Source organism: Chryseobacterium viscerum, assembly GCF_002899945.2.
GTDB lineage: Bacteria > Bacteroidota > Bacteroidia > Flavobacteriales > Weeksellaceae > Chryseobacterium > Chryseobacterium viscerum.
The window spans coordinates 76,284-90,881 of sequence record NZ_PPEG02000004.1 but is presented as its reverse complement, the minus strand read 5'-3'; the positions used below and the strand labels follow the sequence as shown (position 1 = coordinate 90,881).

General features: G+C 34.7%; 12 protein-coding genes and 2 tRNA genes. 6 read left to right on the top strand and 8 right to left on the bottom strand.

The features are described 5' to 3' along the window. Nucleotides 1–81: 81 nt before the first annotated feature. Nucleotides 82–2,982, bottom strand: coding sequence for an alpha/beta hydrolase family protein (locus C1634_RS09765; RefSeq protein ID WP_109738339.1), 2,901 nt, complete (start codon nt 2,980–2,982; stop codon nt 82–84). 158 nt (nt 2,983–3,140) lie between these two features. Between C1634_RS09765 and htpG the strand changes: the two genes are divergently transcribed. Further along, on the top strand, nt 3,141–5,033 hold the full coding sequence (htpG, locus tag C1634_RS09760; protein ID WP_103235580.1) for a molecular chaperone HtpG: 1,893 nt from the start codon (nt 3,141–3,143) through the stop codon (nt 5,031–5,033). 509 nt (nt 5,034–5,542) lie between these two features. After that, nucleotides 5,543–5,944, top strand: a complete 402-nt coding sequence (locus tag C1634_RS09755) for a helix-turn-helix domain-containing protein (protein WP_109738338.1) — start codon at nt 5,543–5,545, stop codon at nt 5,942–5,944. A 63-nt stretch (nt 5,945–6,007) separates the two neighbouring features. Here the strand turns inward: C1634_RS09755 and C1634_RS09750 are convergent, their stop codons facing one another. Together C1634_RS09750 and C1634_RS09745 are read right to left on the bottom strand one after the other, a co-directional pair. After that, a complete protein-coding gene (locus C1634_RS09750) occupies nt 6,008–6,805 on the bottom strand; it encodes an alpha/beta hydrolase (protein ID WP_103235668.1) in 798 nt (265 codons plus the stop codon). Nucleotides 6,806–6,912: 107 nt separating this feature from the next. Further along, nucleotides 6,913–7,209, bottom strand: coding sequence for an MGMT family protein (locus C1634_RS09745; RefSeq protein WP_109738337.1), 297 nt, complete (start codon nt 7,207–7,209; stop codon nt 6,913–6,915). Nucleotides 7,210–7,298: 89 nt separating this feature from the next. On the opposite strand from C1634_RS09745, the gene C1634_RS25980 reads away from it, so the two are divergent. Continuing rightward, on the top strand, nt 7,299–7,445 hold the full coding sequence (locus C1634_RS25980; protein ID WP_165835303.1) for a hypothetical protein: 147 nt from the start codon (nt 7,299–7,301) through the stop codon (nt 7,443–7,445). Between the two features lie 464 nt (nt 7,446–7,909). On the opposite strand, the gene C1634_RS09735 is transcribed toward C1634_RS25980, so the two are convergent. The 5 genes from C1634_RS09735 to C1634_RS09715 all read right to left on the bottom strand — a co-directional run bounded on the left by C1634_RS09735 (nt 7,910) and on the right by C1634_RS09715 (nt 12,131). After that, nucleotides 7,910–8,881, bottom strand: a complete 972-nt coding sequence (locus C1634_RS09735; RefSeq protein WP_103234154.1) for a deoxyhypusine synthase family protein — start codon at nt 8,879–8,881, stop codon at nt 7,910–7,912. A gap of 403 nt (nt 8,882–9,284) precedes the next feature. After that, the gene (locus C1634_RS09730) at nt 9,285–9,665 is read right to left on the bottom strand and encodes a GreA/GreB family elongation factor (RefSeq protein ID WP_103234155.1); all 381 of its coding nucleotides are present in this window, start codon (nt 9,663–9,665) and stop codon (nt 9,285–9,287) included. A 301-nt stretch (nt 9,666–9,966) separates the two neighbouring features. Beyond that, nucleotides 9,967–10,608, bottom strand: a complete 642-nt coding sequence (locus tag C1634_RS09725) for a hypothetical protein (RefSeq protein ID WP_109738335.1) — start codon at nt 10,606–10,608, stop codon at nt 9,967–9,969. A gap of 50 nt (nt 10,609–10,658) precedes the next feature. After that, a complete protein-coding gene (gene arfB / locus C1634_RS09720) occupies nt 10,659–11,051 on the bottom strand; it encodes an alternative ribosome rescue aminoacyl-tRNA hydrolase ArfB (RefSeq protein WP_103234157.1) in 393 nt (130 codons plus the stop codon). A 51-nt stretch (nt 11,052–11,102) separates the two neighbouring features. Then, nucleotides 11,103–12,131 (bottom strand): AMP-binding protein, encoded by a 1,029-nt coding sequence (locus C1634_RS09715; RefSeq protein WP_109738448.1) that lies wholly within the window; start codon nt 12,129–12,131, stop codon nt 11,103–11,105. A gap of 99 nt (nt 12,132–12,230) precedes the next feature. Between C1634_RS09715 and C1634_RS09710 the strand changes: the two genes are divergently transcribed. From C1634_RS09710 to C1634_RS09700, 3 genes are all read left to right on the top strand, one after another. Further along, nucleotides 12,231–12,301, top strand: a tRNA-Gln gene (locus C1634_RS09710). 230 nt (nt 12,302–12,531) lie between these two features. Further along, nucleotides 12,532–12,602 (top strand) — tRNA-Gln (locus tag C1634_RS09705). A gap of 78 nt (nt 12,603–12,680) precedes the next feature. Next, entirely contained in the window at nt 12,681–14,219 is a 1,539-nt protein-coding gene (locus tag C1634_RS09700) for a T9SS type A sorting domain-containing protein (RefSeq protein WP_109738334.1), read from the top strand. Nucleotides 14,220–14,598 lie beyond the last annotated feature (379 nt).

The following is a 14,598-nucleotide window of genomic DNA, read 5'->3' as shown; positions in this document are numbered from 1 at the left end:
TCAGTTTATCCTTCTTCGATTTTTTTTTAAATATTTCTTAAAAAATAATCGGCGGAGCCTTGGGCTCCGCCGATTATTTTATCAATTAGGCTTATCATCTGTCAATTCAAATCCCCAATCTTTTCCTTTTTGGGTGGCCGGAACCCCTTTTGTCATCCAGGCCGGAGCTTTAGCACCTTTGAGATAATAATCAAAAAACTGCTGTTCACGGATTTGGATATCTTTTCTGTTCTGGCGCTTTACAAGATTATGATCATCCCCATTATAATTCAGAAGCCACACAGGTTTTCCGAGACGGCGCAATGCGGTAAACATTTCAATACCTTGGTACCAAGGCACTGCTCCATCTTTATCATTACTCATAATGACTACCGGAGTTTTCACTTTATCAATCATAAAAAGCGGTGAATTTTTAATATAAAGATCCGGCGCTTCCCATAGATTTTTCCCTAATCTGCTTTGAGATTTTTCATACTGAAATTGTCTGTTCATCCCTGAAGTCCATCGGATTCCTCCATATGCGGAAGTCATATTTACAACCGGAGCTCCACTCCATGCCGCTGCATACATATTGGTATGAGCAATAAGATAGGCTACCTGATAACCACCCCAGCTTTGTCCCTGGATTCCGATTTTAGTACCATCTACCCAAGAATTTTGCTTTAATTTTTCAACTCCGGAATTAATGTATTCCATTGCAGATTCTCCAGGGAAACCATCAATGTAAGAAATATCAGGAGTAAAAACCAGATACCCATTGCTCACAAAATAAGAAATATTTAATCTTGAAGGCGTTGGAGCCGGTGCTACATAACGGTTCATGTTATCCGAAAGTTTTTCATAGAAATAGACAATCATAGGATATTTTTTATTCGGATCAAAGTTTTCCGGTTTGTATAAAACTCCTGTAGATGAATTTCCTTTTGGCGTTGTCCAGTTTACCAGTTCGTCTGTGCCCCAATTATAATGGGTTTGCTGTGGATTTGTATCACTCAGCTTCTGTTGTTTTGAAAAATCGGATGTGGCAAAAATATTAGGAGAATCAGTATATGACTCTTTTACTAAAATATATTCTTCCGTATTTTTCGCTTTTTGAAGACTACGATATCCCCAAACATTTTCCATTTGAATCTTTACAGGATCAGAATTCGACTGAATGGAGGTTTTGAAAATTCCGTTCGCCTTAGATGTATTATCAAACGCTGACAAATAAATAGACGATTTTCGATTTAAACTTTTAATATCTTTATCTAAGTCGTAGGTATCAAATGTTATTTTATTTTTACGCCCAAATCCATTCGTGATATTTCTTGGCTTTTTCGAACCGTTTAGGAAAAATTCCCAAAGGTCGAAACGGTCTCTGATAATCACAGACTCATCATTATCCGTCCAGGAGGCAATTCCATAAGAACTTGGAAAATCAGGCATATCAAACTCCTCATCCACGAAGGAAACCGGCAATCCGCTACTCAATGGAAGTGTTTGCTTTGTTTTAATATTATAGCTCAACCATTTTCCTTTTTCTCTGTCAAAAATCACAACGAATTTTCCCAATGGAGACACAGCTACTGCCCCGTTCAGGTTTTGGATAACTTCCGTTCTTTCCCCTGTCTTATTATCGATAAGGAAATAGGTTTTCTTTGTTGAGCCCTCCCATTGTGAAGAAATACGGTTATTCAAACTTGTAATACCTAGCGCAAATTCTGCATTTCCTTCGTTGACCAATCGTAAAGTATCCAAATCCTCGCTGTCAATATTTCTAAAGAAATCCGGTTTTTCGGTTTGCATTACGGCAGCGTAAGATTTTTTCAAGTCATTTTTCAATTCCTTTAACTGTACCGTTTGCAGGTAATCATCTTTATAGTTCCAGATATCTACAACAGCATGGTCGTTTGCAATCATTGCAGTATCTTTTGCAATAGGCTTTGGGGCAACCCCAAAATACAGCTGCTTACCATTTTTGCTGAATAGAGGCAACCGGTTTTCAGAAATCACCCAATTCTTTTTCATTTGTGAATGATCATTGGTGACAATTTCTTTTTTATTTCCTTTAAAATTAAAGTAATACAACTGATACAATTTCACCAGATCATTCTGTGCTGAAGAAGTACCTACGTACGCCAATTGATTTCCTTCTTCATCAAAAGATAACTGTGAAAAATCGCCTTCCATTTCTGAAATTTTATTCACAGTTCCTTTTTGCAGATCGACAACCTGTACCGTTTGAAGGGTATACTTCTTTGGTTTTGATTTGTCAGTGACCTTTTTATCCTCAGATTTATTATTTAATGAATCTTTCTTTTCCTTTTTATCCTTGTTGATTTTCTCTTCAGGTTTTTTAGTCACAAAAACAAGCTGCTTGCCATTTTTACTGAACTCGTAGCGCACTACATTATCATATGTCGTCCTTTTTCCATCCAAAAGATTTCGCACCACCAATTGTAATGGTTTTGCATTTTTTTCTTCATCTTTCTTGTCGTCTCCATCATCTTTATCAGAATCGTCATCCGAAGATTTATCTTTTGTATTTTCCAGAAGATAAGCAACGTAAGAACCTGATTTTTCAGGAATTTCAAATGATTTTACATTAGGAATTTTCTCCGTTTTATCATTCAAAAAGTCAACTATTGCAAGGCTGTCTTTTGTTAATTTATTTTTTTTAAGCTTTTTATCCTTTACCGCTTTTATATCTTTATACAACGGACGGATTTGAAAAACAGCAAACCTGGAATCATTTGTAAAATCTACTTTTGTTCCTCTTGCAAACTTCTTTGAAGTTTTATTTTTAACCGAATATAAAAAAAGGTTAGGATTTCCTTCCTGGGCATCTACAGAATAGGCAACCCACTTTCCATCATTTGAGATTTTTCTCGAGCCTATATTTTGCCAATTGTCATAAACAGAATGGTCTAAAGGCTTTTTCTGCGCATACACAAAACAGGTCATGATGAGCAGAATAAAAACTGTACATTTCAACTTCATTTTTAAAGAATTTTAAGAATTAAAAGTAAGGTATTTCTTTGAAAAATCCACATGATACACCTATTTGATTATAAATCGAGAAAATGTCAATCTGTCACATTCTTATTCGTGGTATTTTTTTTGAGAAATATTATACAAATTAAAAAATCTAAAATATGATGACTAAAGGAAATATTAATGTATCTGTGGAAAACATTTTTCCACTTATTAAAAAATTTCTTTACAGTGACCACGAAATATTCTTAAGAGAGTTGATCTCAAATGCTACTGATGCAACATTGAAGTTGAAACATTTAACCAGCATTGGGGAAGCAAAAGTGGAATACGGAAACCCGAAACTTGAAGTTAAAATTGATAAAGACCAGAAAACTTTACGCATTATCGACCAAGGTATTGGTATGACTGGTGAAGAAGTTGAGAAATACATCAACCAGGTTGCTTTCTCAGGCGCTGAAGAGTTTCTTGAAAAATATAAAGATTCTGCAAAAGATTCAGGGATTATCGGGCATTTCGGTCTTGGATTCTACTCTGCGTTCATGGTTGCGGAAAAAGTAGAGATTATTACAAAGTCTTACAAAGATGAGCCGGCAGTACGTTGGATCTGCGATGGAAGCCCAGAATTTACTCTTGAGGAAACGACTGACAAAACTGACAGAGGTACGGAGATCATTCTTCATATTGCTGAAGATTCTGTAGAGTTTTTAGAAGAAACAAAAATCCGTGAGCTGTTATTAAAATATAACAAATTCATGCCTGTTCCGATCAAATTCGGGACTAAAACACATACACTTCCATTACCGGAAGATGCTCCTGAAGATGCAGTAGCTGAAACAGAAGAAGTAGACAATATCATCAACAATCCGGTTCCTGCATGGACAATTGCTCCAAGCGAACTCACCAATGAGGATTACATGAAGTTCTACCATGAGCTGTATCCAATGCAGTTTGAGGAGCCGCTATTCAACATCCACCTGAATGTTGATTATCCGTTCAATCTTACCGGAGTTCTATTCTTCCCTAAGCTGAGCAATAATCTAAATATTGATAAGGATAAAATCCAATTATACCAAAACCAGGTATTCGTAACGGATGAAGTAAAAGGTATCGTTCCTGATTTCCTGATGCTTCTTAGAGGAGTTATTGATTCTCCGGATATTCCGTTGAACGTTTCCCGTTCTTATCTTCAGGCAGATGGTGCTGTAAAGAAAATTTCATCTTACATCACGAAAAAAGTTGCCGACAAAATGGCTTCTTTAATCAACGAAAACCGTGAAGACTACGAGCAAAAATGGAACGATATCAAGATCGTAATCGAGTACGGAATCATTACAGAAGAGAAATTTGCTGAGAAAGCAGACAAGTTCACGCTGTACCCAACTACAGATGGTCAATATTTCCTTTGGGATGAATTGATTGAAAAAATCAAACCTATACAAACAGATAAGGACAACAAACTGGTTGTATTATACGCTACAAATGCCGATGAACAGCACAGCTACATCCAGTCTGCAAAGGATAAAGGATATGAAGTTCTTTTATTAGATTCTCCTATCACTCCACACGTTATTCAGAAACTGGAAACTTCAAAGGAAAATATTTCTTTTGCAAGAGTAGATGCAGATCACGTGAACAACCTGATCAAAAAAGATGAGCCGGTTATTTCAAAACTGAATGAAACGGAAAAAGAGTCTTTAAAAAAGAACGTGGAAGAAGCTATTCAGGATACTAAATTCACGGTACAGCTTGAAGATCTTGACAGCAACGATGCTCCATTTACGATTACCCAGCCGGAATTCATGAGAAGAATGAAGGAAATGCAGGCTACTGGCGGCGGCGGTATGTTCGGAATGGGAGGCTTCCCTGAGATGTACAATCTTGTTGTGAACTCAAACAGTGAGTTTTCTAATCAGATTTTAAAGACTGAGAATGCTGAAGAGAAAGATAGTCTGATCCAATATGCTTTGGATCTTGCCAAACTTTCTCAAAATTTACTGAAAGGAAAAGATCTGACAGATTTTATCCAGAGAAGCTATAAGCAACTTGAAAAATAATATACAAGAGACTGTTTCACTTTGAAGCAGTCTTTTTTTTTGTATGAAGAAGGTTGGAAAAACGCAACGGCGCTAGTTTTTTTTATATAATGTATCCTTTAGGGCGCAAGGATTTTATCTGCGATAAAATTTCATAGTCCTAATACTATAAGAATTAATTCTTGCTGAAAATCTTTGACTTTCTTGCGCTTTAAATATTTGTAATGCTTGGGAAATTTTTGCGCCCTTGCGTTTTCCAACAATCTAAAAACAGTCTGAAAATACCAATAGTTAATCTAAACCTTATAATTTTTAGTCTTGTCACTTACTAAATAATCCTTAATCAATCGGAAGTTATTATAAAATGAACAACTAGCGCGAAGAATATTTTCAACAATTAAATCAGATAATACTTATGTTTTTAAATTTAGTTTCATTTTATTTTTAATCTTATTCTTTAGCACATACTTTTTTCTACTTTTTATTGTATAGCTTATGCTTTTTCGCCATTTTTGTATAAAATGTCGGTCATGCAAAAAGAAAAACTACGCTTCATCAGAAAGCAAAAAGGCTATACTCAACAGCAGGTAGCTGACTTTATCGCTACAGATGTATCTAATTACAGTAGAAAAGAAAGCGGTGATGTGAGAATTATCTCTGATGAATGGGAAAGGATTGCCCGTTTTTTAGAAGTTCCCGTAGAGGAAATTTATGAAGAGGAGGAAGCTAAAGTAATTGTCAATAATGATCATCCGATATTTAATGATAGTTCCACTTCAGCAGGAGCAATCAATAATCTGAATAATTATGATAATATTCCGGGATCTATTATAGCAAACCTGCAAGGCTATATTACTCTGTTGAAAGAAGAAAATGAAAGATTGAAAGAGGAGCTCAAAAATTATCCAGGTACTTTAAAGATAAAAAAATAAATAAGCTTTATCAAGATATTAACAATAATAGAGAATCCAGCGGCTTCGCCGCTGGATTCTCTATTATAATCTGTCAATTGCTTTTAAAATTTCTTCCTTATTGTTCATCATTCCTTCCAGATGGTCACCTTTTGACTCAATAAAAACCTTAGCTCCGGATGAAGTATTGTCAAAAACCAGTTTCCCCTGTTCATAAGGAACCGTTTTATCATCCTTTGCCTGAATAACCAGTACCGGAAGTTTTCCTAAAGCCTTGACATCTTCTTTGGCTGAATAGGGAGAAACCAATGTTTGCAAAATAAAATCTTTATACTGTGGTGTAAAATGTGCCGCAATATCTGTGAAAGAGGCCATTGGACAGTCTAGAATAAGTCCCGAAATCTTCGACGTATTATTTTTGGCAAGATGTGAGGATATCTGAGTTCCTAAAGATGCTCCGTAAATGTAAATTTTCGTGTTTTTAATATCATTTCTCTTACTCAGTTCATCAAAAAACTTTTGTCCGTCTTCTGCCACATTTTTATGGGTCGGCTTCCCGGTTGATAATCCATATCCTCTTAAATCAATCATTACGACCTGATATCCTGCATCTACTAAAGGCTTTGTCATGAATTGATACGTAGTAACATTTCCCGCAGCGCCATGGAAAAAGAAAATGGTCTTCTTAACCTCTTTTTGTTTTGGTTTTGCGATGAAAGCAGTAATAATATTATCTTCTACCGGAAATTTAACAGAGTCTGAGATTTTCATTTCAAAAGGCTTCATTGTCTTATTGGGCTGATAAAATCTATCATCCATCTGTGCTTTTAAAAATACTGCCAGAAAAAGAAATACCAGGGTAAGAATTGAGTTTGGTTTCATGTTATTTGTTTTTAATGATGAACCAAAGGTATTGTGACGGGCAGCCATTTGAAAAAATATATACCCGAGCTGTAGATTTTCTTATCCGAATCGTAAAAATTCAATATTTAAATTTCACTCAACGGATCCCAAAATAGTTTTTTGAAATTTTTTATTCTGAAATTTTCAATAGTAATCCCTTCAGCTTCAAGTTTTGCCTGAAATTCCGGAACAGATAATACTCCTGAACTGGAAATAACGCGATGGGCAGGAACATCTTTCGGGCATCCCCCCATTGCTTTTCCGACATGTCTGGAATGATTAGGATAGCCAACTGCTTTTGCTATGGCACCATAAGTAGATACCCTTCCTTTAGGAATAAGCCTTGCCACTTCGTATACCTGTTGTTTGAAAATTTCGTCCATATCCCTTTATTATTTTTTAGCCGACTATCTTTTTTGCATCATTTTTGAACTATTATAGGTTCGATGATGTTTCATTAAAAGATAAAGATATGAAAAAATCATTTTTCAGGCTGTTGAATGCAGTCAATAAAAAGATTCTCCCGAAGCTGAGTAATAAAGATCCTAATCATCTGACTAAGATTGAAAAGGGAGTTCTAGCCTATCGTTATTTTGTGCTGGTAAATTCGTTGGATTGATTTTTATTTTCCCACGGATTGCACAGATTTTCACAAATGCTTATATATGTTATTGGAGAACGCAAAGGCGCAAAATTATTTTAATTGCTATGTGTTGTAAGGCGCAAGGATTTTATCTTCGATAAAATTGTATACTGCATAGTTTATTTAGTCTCACGCTGATTTTGCAGATTACACACATTTTTATACTATCTAAGTAATCTCTGTGATCTGCGAGAAATTATACACCACATATTTGAACCGTTAAGATCATTTAAGTTGTAAAGAATATTAAGGGAAATAGCTAAAGCTATTTTATGTAGCTATGTGCTTTATTTTCATCAAAGATGAAACTTAACTATTCTTATTATTTTCATTTATCTTAATGCTTTAAATAGTTTTACATTTATTTTTCCCAAACAAATAAAAAGCGCTTCAAATGAATTGAAGCGCTGATATTGTAATCTCTTTTGAGAATTGTGTTCTTAGTTTTCTAAGATATAAGAGAACATCAATGGTGCACAGATTGTTGCATCACTTTCAACGATGAATTTCGGTGTAGTGATATCCAGTTTACCCCAAGTAATTTTCTCATTAGGAACTGCTCCTGAGTAAGAACCGTAAGATGTTGTAGAGTCAGAAATCTGGCAGAAATAAGACCAGAAAGGAATGTCGTGCATTTCCATATCCTGATACAACATTGGTACTACACAGATTGGGAAATCTCCTGCGATACCTCCACCAATCTGGAAGAATCCAACTCCTTTTCCTCCTGAATTTTTAGTATACCAGTCAGCAAGGTAAGTCATATATTCGATTCCTGATTTCATTGTAGTTGCTGTAAGTTCTCCTTTGATACAGTAAGAAGCGAAGATATTACCCATTGTAGAATCTTCCCATCCTGGTACTACGATTGGCAAGTTGGCCTCTGCAGCAGCGATCATCCAAGAGTTTTCTCTAGGAATTTCATAGTATTGCTCCAATACTCCTGAAAGGATCATTTTGTACATGAATTCGTGCGGGAAATATCTTTCTCCTTTAGCTTCTGCATCTTTCCAGATCTCTACGATATGCTTTTGTAATCTTCTGAAAGCTTCTTCTTCAGGGATACAAGTATCTGTAACTCTATTTAAACCTCTTTCCAAAAGATCCCACTCATCCTGAGCAGTCAAATCTCTGTAATGAGGAACTCTTTCGTAGTGAGAGTGTGCCACAAGGTTCATTAAATCTTCTTCAAGATTGGCACCTGTACAAGAGATAAAATCTACTTTCCCCTGACGGATCATTTCAGCAAGAATCTTCCCCAATTCAGCAGTAGACATTGCTCCTGCTAAAGTAATCATCATTTTCCCACCATCTTTAAGATGTGCAACATATCCTTTAGAAGCATCCACCAATGCAGCTGCGTTGAAGTGCAGGTAATACTTTTCTATGAATTCAGTTATCGGTTTGCTCATTTTTTTAATTTTTGCAAAGATAAAACTTAAAAACGGAATGCAGTCAAAGCACTTCAAGAAAGTACCATAGAGGGATCTTTTTTTATCATTTGTTAAATTGCATTTGTTGGAAACGCGAAGGCGCAAAGAGCTTCATGCGTTATGAAAATTTTAAGGCACAAGAAAATCTTAGATTTTCAGCAAGGGGAAACATTAAATTTTCATTCAAATCATACAGATTGTGTAGTTGTTTATGTAAATCAGCGTAATCTGCAAAATCAGCGTGAGAAAAAATAAACGATGTGATACACAATTTTATCAAAGATAAAATCCTTACGTTTTCCAACATTAAGTCTATAAAAAAGCGCAGCCCATACGAGCCACGCTTTCATTGTAATTTAACCTAATAGCATTCAACAGGAATTTATCCTGCCCAGGTTTCTACTTTAAGGATCTCAATCTTCCTTTCTCCATCTTTGAAAGGCCAGTCGATAACATCTCCTACTTTATATCCTACTACTGCAAGGGCAATATCCGATAGTATGGAGTGCTTATTCTTTTTGAGCTTTGCTTTGGTAGAAGGCACAAAAATATATTCGTGTTCAAAATTTAATGTATGATCTTTTAAGGTTACTTTCCTCTCAACTGTTACGATATCAGCTGGCAGATCTCTTCTCAAGACTTGTTTTGCTTTTCTAAGTTCTTCAGTAAGTCTTTTTTCTTCTCCGATGCTCACTTTTTTTCTTCTGAGTCTATCTTTTATAGCATCATAAATTCCGGTGGTTACAATAATCTGATTGGACATTTTCTTCAATTTTTTTTTTAATTAAAATGCAGTTATTCCCTAAAGATCCAATGTAGAATCCAGGCATATGACAGCCTCCTTCTATAGAAAACCGCAAAAACAATAAATAAAAATTCGGAGTGATTCCCTGTCTTGAATCCTGACAGGGCTTAATTGATAAAGTCCTTAGAACTTTTTAGAAAAGAATCTGTGTGAAGATAAAGTAACGACAGCAACAATCCTGATTGTCGGCTTCCTGCTGATAAAAAGATTGTTGCTGCCATTATTATGAGATATTTTGTAATCTTTACAAATATACTATTTAAAAACGGAATGTAGCGGCTGCACTTAAAGTAACTCTATGCAAACCTTCTTTTTGATCATCATCAAATTTGTATGTTACCCCGTTGAACTTCATTTTATTCAGCGTACCACCACTTAATCCTACTTTTGGTCCTATCAGGAAATTCTTGCTGACCTGATATTGATAACCAAGATCTATTTCTGCCCCTAAAGTACTTCCCGTACCTTTCACATTTCCTGTTTTTGTAGTATAAGACATAACTCCCAGCGCCACATCTGCAAACATTTTATGTCTTGTAGGTAAATGATTATTTGAAATGAGTCCGGAGAATCCGAAAAATGTAATATTATCTTTTGTAGTCACAGGAACAGAGACAGGCATCCCATTTACATATCCAAGCATAAACCCATCACTGGATGCGCTGTAGTGAGAATATTTCAAACCAAATGCAAGCCCTCTACTCACCTCGTAATGGGCTGCAATATCAAAGTTCAACCCATTTTTCAGATCTTTTACATATTCCTTTTCTTCCTTGCTAAGCCCTGAAATTGTTTTTGCTGTTCTCCATGCATAGCCTACGGAAGGTCTGATTGAAAATTTTTGAGCAAAAGATATGATGGAGATTGAGAATACCCCAAGTGTTATTAATTTTTTTATCATGGTTTTAAAAGTTTTCGGCAAAAATAAAGTTTTCTGCGGGAGAAACAAGTTTAAAACCTAAAACGTCTGTTTTCTTTTTTATCCGAAATCTTTTTCTTGTTATCCAGTCTTTTCTGTTTCTGACCTTTTGAAGGTTTTGTTGCCGTTCTTTTTTTAGGAACGATGAGTGCTTTGTTGACGATTTCAATTATTTTCTCAATCGCTTTATTTTTATTCATCAACTGGGTTCTGCTTTCGGAAACTGTCAGAAATAAAAAACCTTCTGCATTGATTCTATTTTTTACTTTATTCTGAATCAATATTTTTTCATCATCATTAAAAAATTCTGAGGCATCTACTTTCCAAAGTACAGTAACAGCAGTCTCCACTTTGTTGACATTCTGCCCTCCTGCTCCACTGCTGCGGGAAGTTTTGAAACTGAGTTCTTTTGAAAAGTCTTTCATTGTTTTATTTTTTTAGAATCAAGATTCAAGAGCCAAGAATCATGATACATGCTAGAGATCTATGTTTATATTTTTATACAGTTCTATTCTGTTTACTTTTCCGTTGGGCGTCCGAGGAATTTCATTGATGAAAATAATTTCTTTCGGTTGATGGAAATTTTTCTCAAATGGTATTTCCGAAATTTTTCTGATCACCTCATCAGACTCCACTCCTTCTATTACCAATATCAGTTTTTGCCCCAGGCTTTCATCCGGTAAACCGAGAAATACAGCTTCGTTTGGGAGTTCTTTTTTTACCAATACTTCAAGGGCTTCCGGAAAAATTTTCGCTCCTCCAGAATTGATAACGTTGTCAATTCTTCCAAGAAATTTAAATTGTTTTCCATTTACAACATCAACTAAATCATTAGTTTGCAATTCTTCAGCATTCACATTAGGAGCGAATATCTTCAGGCATCCTCTATCATCCAGCGAGATGGATACATTTTCAAAAGCGGTGAAATAATCTTCCTGCTCCGGCACCAATTGTTTTAAAGCGATATGAGAAAGCGTTTCCGACATTCCATAGGTTTCAAAAATACGGTTTGAAGTACTGAGGTTCAACTGTAGAATTTTATTTTTCAGACTTTCTGAAACTGCCGCACCCCCAATGATTAAATTTTTAATCAGATGAAGTTTTTCCAATGAGTTTTCTACCTGAAGTGGAGTCATAGCACAAAAATCTATTTCTTCCTCTAAGTTCTCAACAGGTTTCAGAGAAGGTTCTGCAATTTTTAATTTCAATTTTCTTTCTACTGAGCGGACAATCATCATTTTTCCCGAAATATATTCTACAGGCAGACAGAGTAATGCCGTGTTACCTTCTTCCAATCCCAAAAAGTTGCACGTCATCACTGCAGAATTGATCATTTTCTTTTTCTCAATTTCAAAAATTTTAGGAATGCCCGTAGAGCCAGAAGTCTGTACATTCACCCCTGTTTTTTCTGAAAACCATTCTTCGAGAAAAATTTTCACTTTTTTTTCAAATTCAGTATTAAATGATAAATTATTAATATTGAGATTATTGAAGTCTATCCGCATATTTTCCATAAATAAAATCCACAGTAAATTTAAAAAAAAAAATCAAAAATCCTTGTATATAAATAAAAAAGATGTAAATTTGCACCACCAAAATAAAACAGACCTATAGTGTAACGGTAACACTCCGGTTTTTGGTACCGTCATTCGGGGTTCGAATCCCTGTGGGTCTACAAACCATCCTTTTCAAGGATGGTTTTTGTTTTTATGATTCATCGAATATTTTTCATTCAAAATTCATCGTCCTGAATTTAATTTCCCAGCAAAAAGTTCTTATCTTACTTCAATGAGCCCGGAAATAGAAAAATCAAATTCTATTTTTTCATGTAAAACAGCAGAAAATTGAAAGAAGATATTTGTAAATAAGAAAAAAATATATAAATTTGCATCACCAAAATAAAACAGACCTATAGTGTAACGGTAGCACTCCGGTTTTTGGTACCGTCAGTCGGGGTTCGAATCCCTGTGGGTCTACAAACCATCTTTTTAAGGATGGTTTTTTTTATTCCTTCTTTTATTATCTGATTAAATTCTTATAAAAAACTATAACCTATGAAAAAACATTATTTCTTATTCTTTTCAATTTTCACCATTTTTTTGAATGCACAAAGCATTAGTTTAGATCCTACATTTGGAAATGGTGGGTATTGCATGTATGATGATTATAGAGAAGTATCGGATGCTGTAATGCTACCGAATGGTCAATTCATTACTGCAACATCAACAGGGTCTATCACGATTAGAAAGGTAAACCAAAGTGGAATTCTTGATACATCTTTTGGAACAAAGAATTATGACATGGGTAGCAATTCATCAGATAAAAGCGAATCCATCAAAAAAATTGTTTTAAATAATAATAAAATATTGATCTACGGAAGAGTAAATGCCACTCCTACCCACAGCTTATATGATCTTTTTCTGACCAGAATTAATCTGGATGGTTCCCTGGACACCAGTTTTGGTACTAATGGCTTTACCACTCAGTCTGTGAGTCAAAATGGTACAACAGATGATATTGCGGTAGATCAGAATGGCAACAGCTATCTTCTTATTTCCAACATGGGTTCTTATATGATAAAAGTAAATTCCAATGGAGTGATTGATACTAATTTCGGTACCAACGGGAAGTTATCGCTTAATACGTTTTATCCCCGAAAGTTTTATATCCAAAATGATGGGAAACTGGTCATGGCAGGGACTAAAACCAACACATTAACCTACACTGAGGATTCTTACATTGAAAGAAGGCTGCCTGACGGTACCTATGATTCTACATTTGGCAGCAATGGATCTGTTTTTATTCCTAATACGGAAGGTTCTGCAGTCAAAAATTTTGAATATGATTATGCAAATAATTCCATTCTGGTATTACATCAGAAAAGTTCTCCCTACCGAGGTACTTTCTTTTTATCTAAAATTCAAATTTCAGATGGTGCTTCTGTTTCTGGATTTGCTAATAATGGAAGAACAGCTAATTATAACTTTACCACTGCAGAAGAGCTGCAATTAGGCCAAATTACTGTATTACCCAATTCAAAAATAGTAATAATGGGGGCTATTATGAATATGTACAATGGTACCCCAAACCTTATTTATCAATTATTTGTAACTAGACTGAATGCTAATGGAAGTATAGATTATACCACTTCCAGCAACGGTTTTCAGTATTTTATGGCTGCCCCCCCCACTACATCACTAAGAGCTGACTATATTAAAAAGTTATTTAATCTGAATGACGGTTCACTTGTTCTTTGCTATTCCGGAGGGAGTGTAACGCATGGTTCTAAGTCATATTTGACTAAATTCAATAGTGGATTTCTGGGAATGGATAATGTTTCTGCTAAAGATGAAACTAATACTTTTACCCTTTATCCTAACCCGGCGGGTGATAACATTACGATACAAAATAAGAAATACACTAGCGAAAGTTTTGAGTACAGCATTTTTGATCTATCCGGGAAAAAAATTCAAAGCGGTTCTTCAATATTCAATGAACAAATGAATATTCAGAGATTAGAAAAAGGGAATTACATCATCCAATTTGAAACTAAAAAAGGAGATAGACAATCTTTGAAATTAGTGAAGAAATAAAAGCAGCTATCATTTCTATAAAATATAAACCATCCTTTTGAAGGGTGGTTTTTTATTATTATTTATGATTCTATTGTTCCTTTTTAAGCTAGATAGGTATAATAGGAAACTTATATTCCAAAAAAAATCTGCTCAAAATAATTTTGAGCAGATTATCTAATGTTTATATGTTCTTTAAATAATAATTAAATTGTAGAATTAAAAGTAAAATATTTATAAATATGATAAAATATATACCATATTTCTTACTTAACCAAAAAAACAAACTTGCGAATACAGGATTAAAAAACATGTAAATAACATAAAATCCATGATAATCAATGTTCAATTTAAATATATTATGAAATTGATTATTAAAATATATCCTCATATTATCATC

Excerpts from the sequence above, each read along its gene's own strand:
- C1634_RS09765 (WP_109738339.1), bottom strand. The coding sequence starts at position 2,982 with ATGAAGTTGAAATGTACAGTTTTTATTCTGCTCATCATGACCTGTTTT.
- htpG (WP_103235580.1), top strand. The coding sequence starts at position 3,141 with ATGACTAAAGGAAATATTAATGTATCTGTGGAAAACATTTTTCCACTT.
- C1634_RS09755 (WP_109738338.1), top strand. The coding sequence starts at position 5,543 with ATGCAAAAAGAAAAACTACGCTTCATCAGAAAGCAAAAAGGCTATACT.
- C1634_RS09750 (WP_103235668.1), bottom strand. The coding sequence starts at position 6,805 with ATGAAACCAAACTCAATTCTTACCCTGGTATTTCTTTTTCTGGCAGTA.
- C1634_RS09745 (WP_109738337.1), bottom strand. The coding sequence starts at position 7,209 with ATGGACGAAATTTTCAAACAACAGGTATACGAAGTGGCAAGGCTTATT.
- C1634_RS25980 (WP_165835303.1), top strand. The coding sequence starts at position 7,299 with ATGAAAAAATCATTTTTCAGGCTGTTGAATGCAGTCAATAAAAAGATT.
- C1634_RS09735 (WP_103234154.1), bottom strand. The coding sequence starts at position 8,881 with ATGAGCAAACCGATAACTGAATTCATAGAAAAGTATTACCTGCACTTC.
- C1634_RS09730 (WP_103234155.1), bottom strand. The coding sequence starts at position 9,665 with ATGTCCAATCAGATTATTGTAACCACCGGAATTTATGATGCTATAAAA.
- C1634_RS09725 (WP_109738335.1), bottom strand. The coding sequence starts at position 10,608 with ATGATAAAAAAATTAATAACACTTGGGGTATTCTCAATCTCCATCATA.
- arfB (WP_103234157.1), bottom strand. The coding sequence starts at position 11,051 with ATGAAAGACTTTTCAAAAGAACTCAGTTTCAAAACTTCCCGCAGCAGT.
- C1634_RS09715 (WP_109738448.1), bottom strand. The coding sequence starts at position 12,131 with ATGCGGATAGACTTCAATAATCTCAATATTAATAATTTATCATTTAAT.
- C1634_RS09700 (WP_109738334.1), top strand. The coding sequence starts at position 12,681 with ATGAAAAAACATTATTTCTTATTCTTTTCAATTTTCACCATTTTTTTG.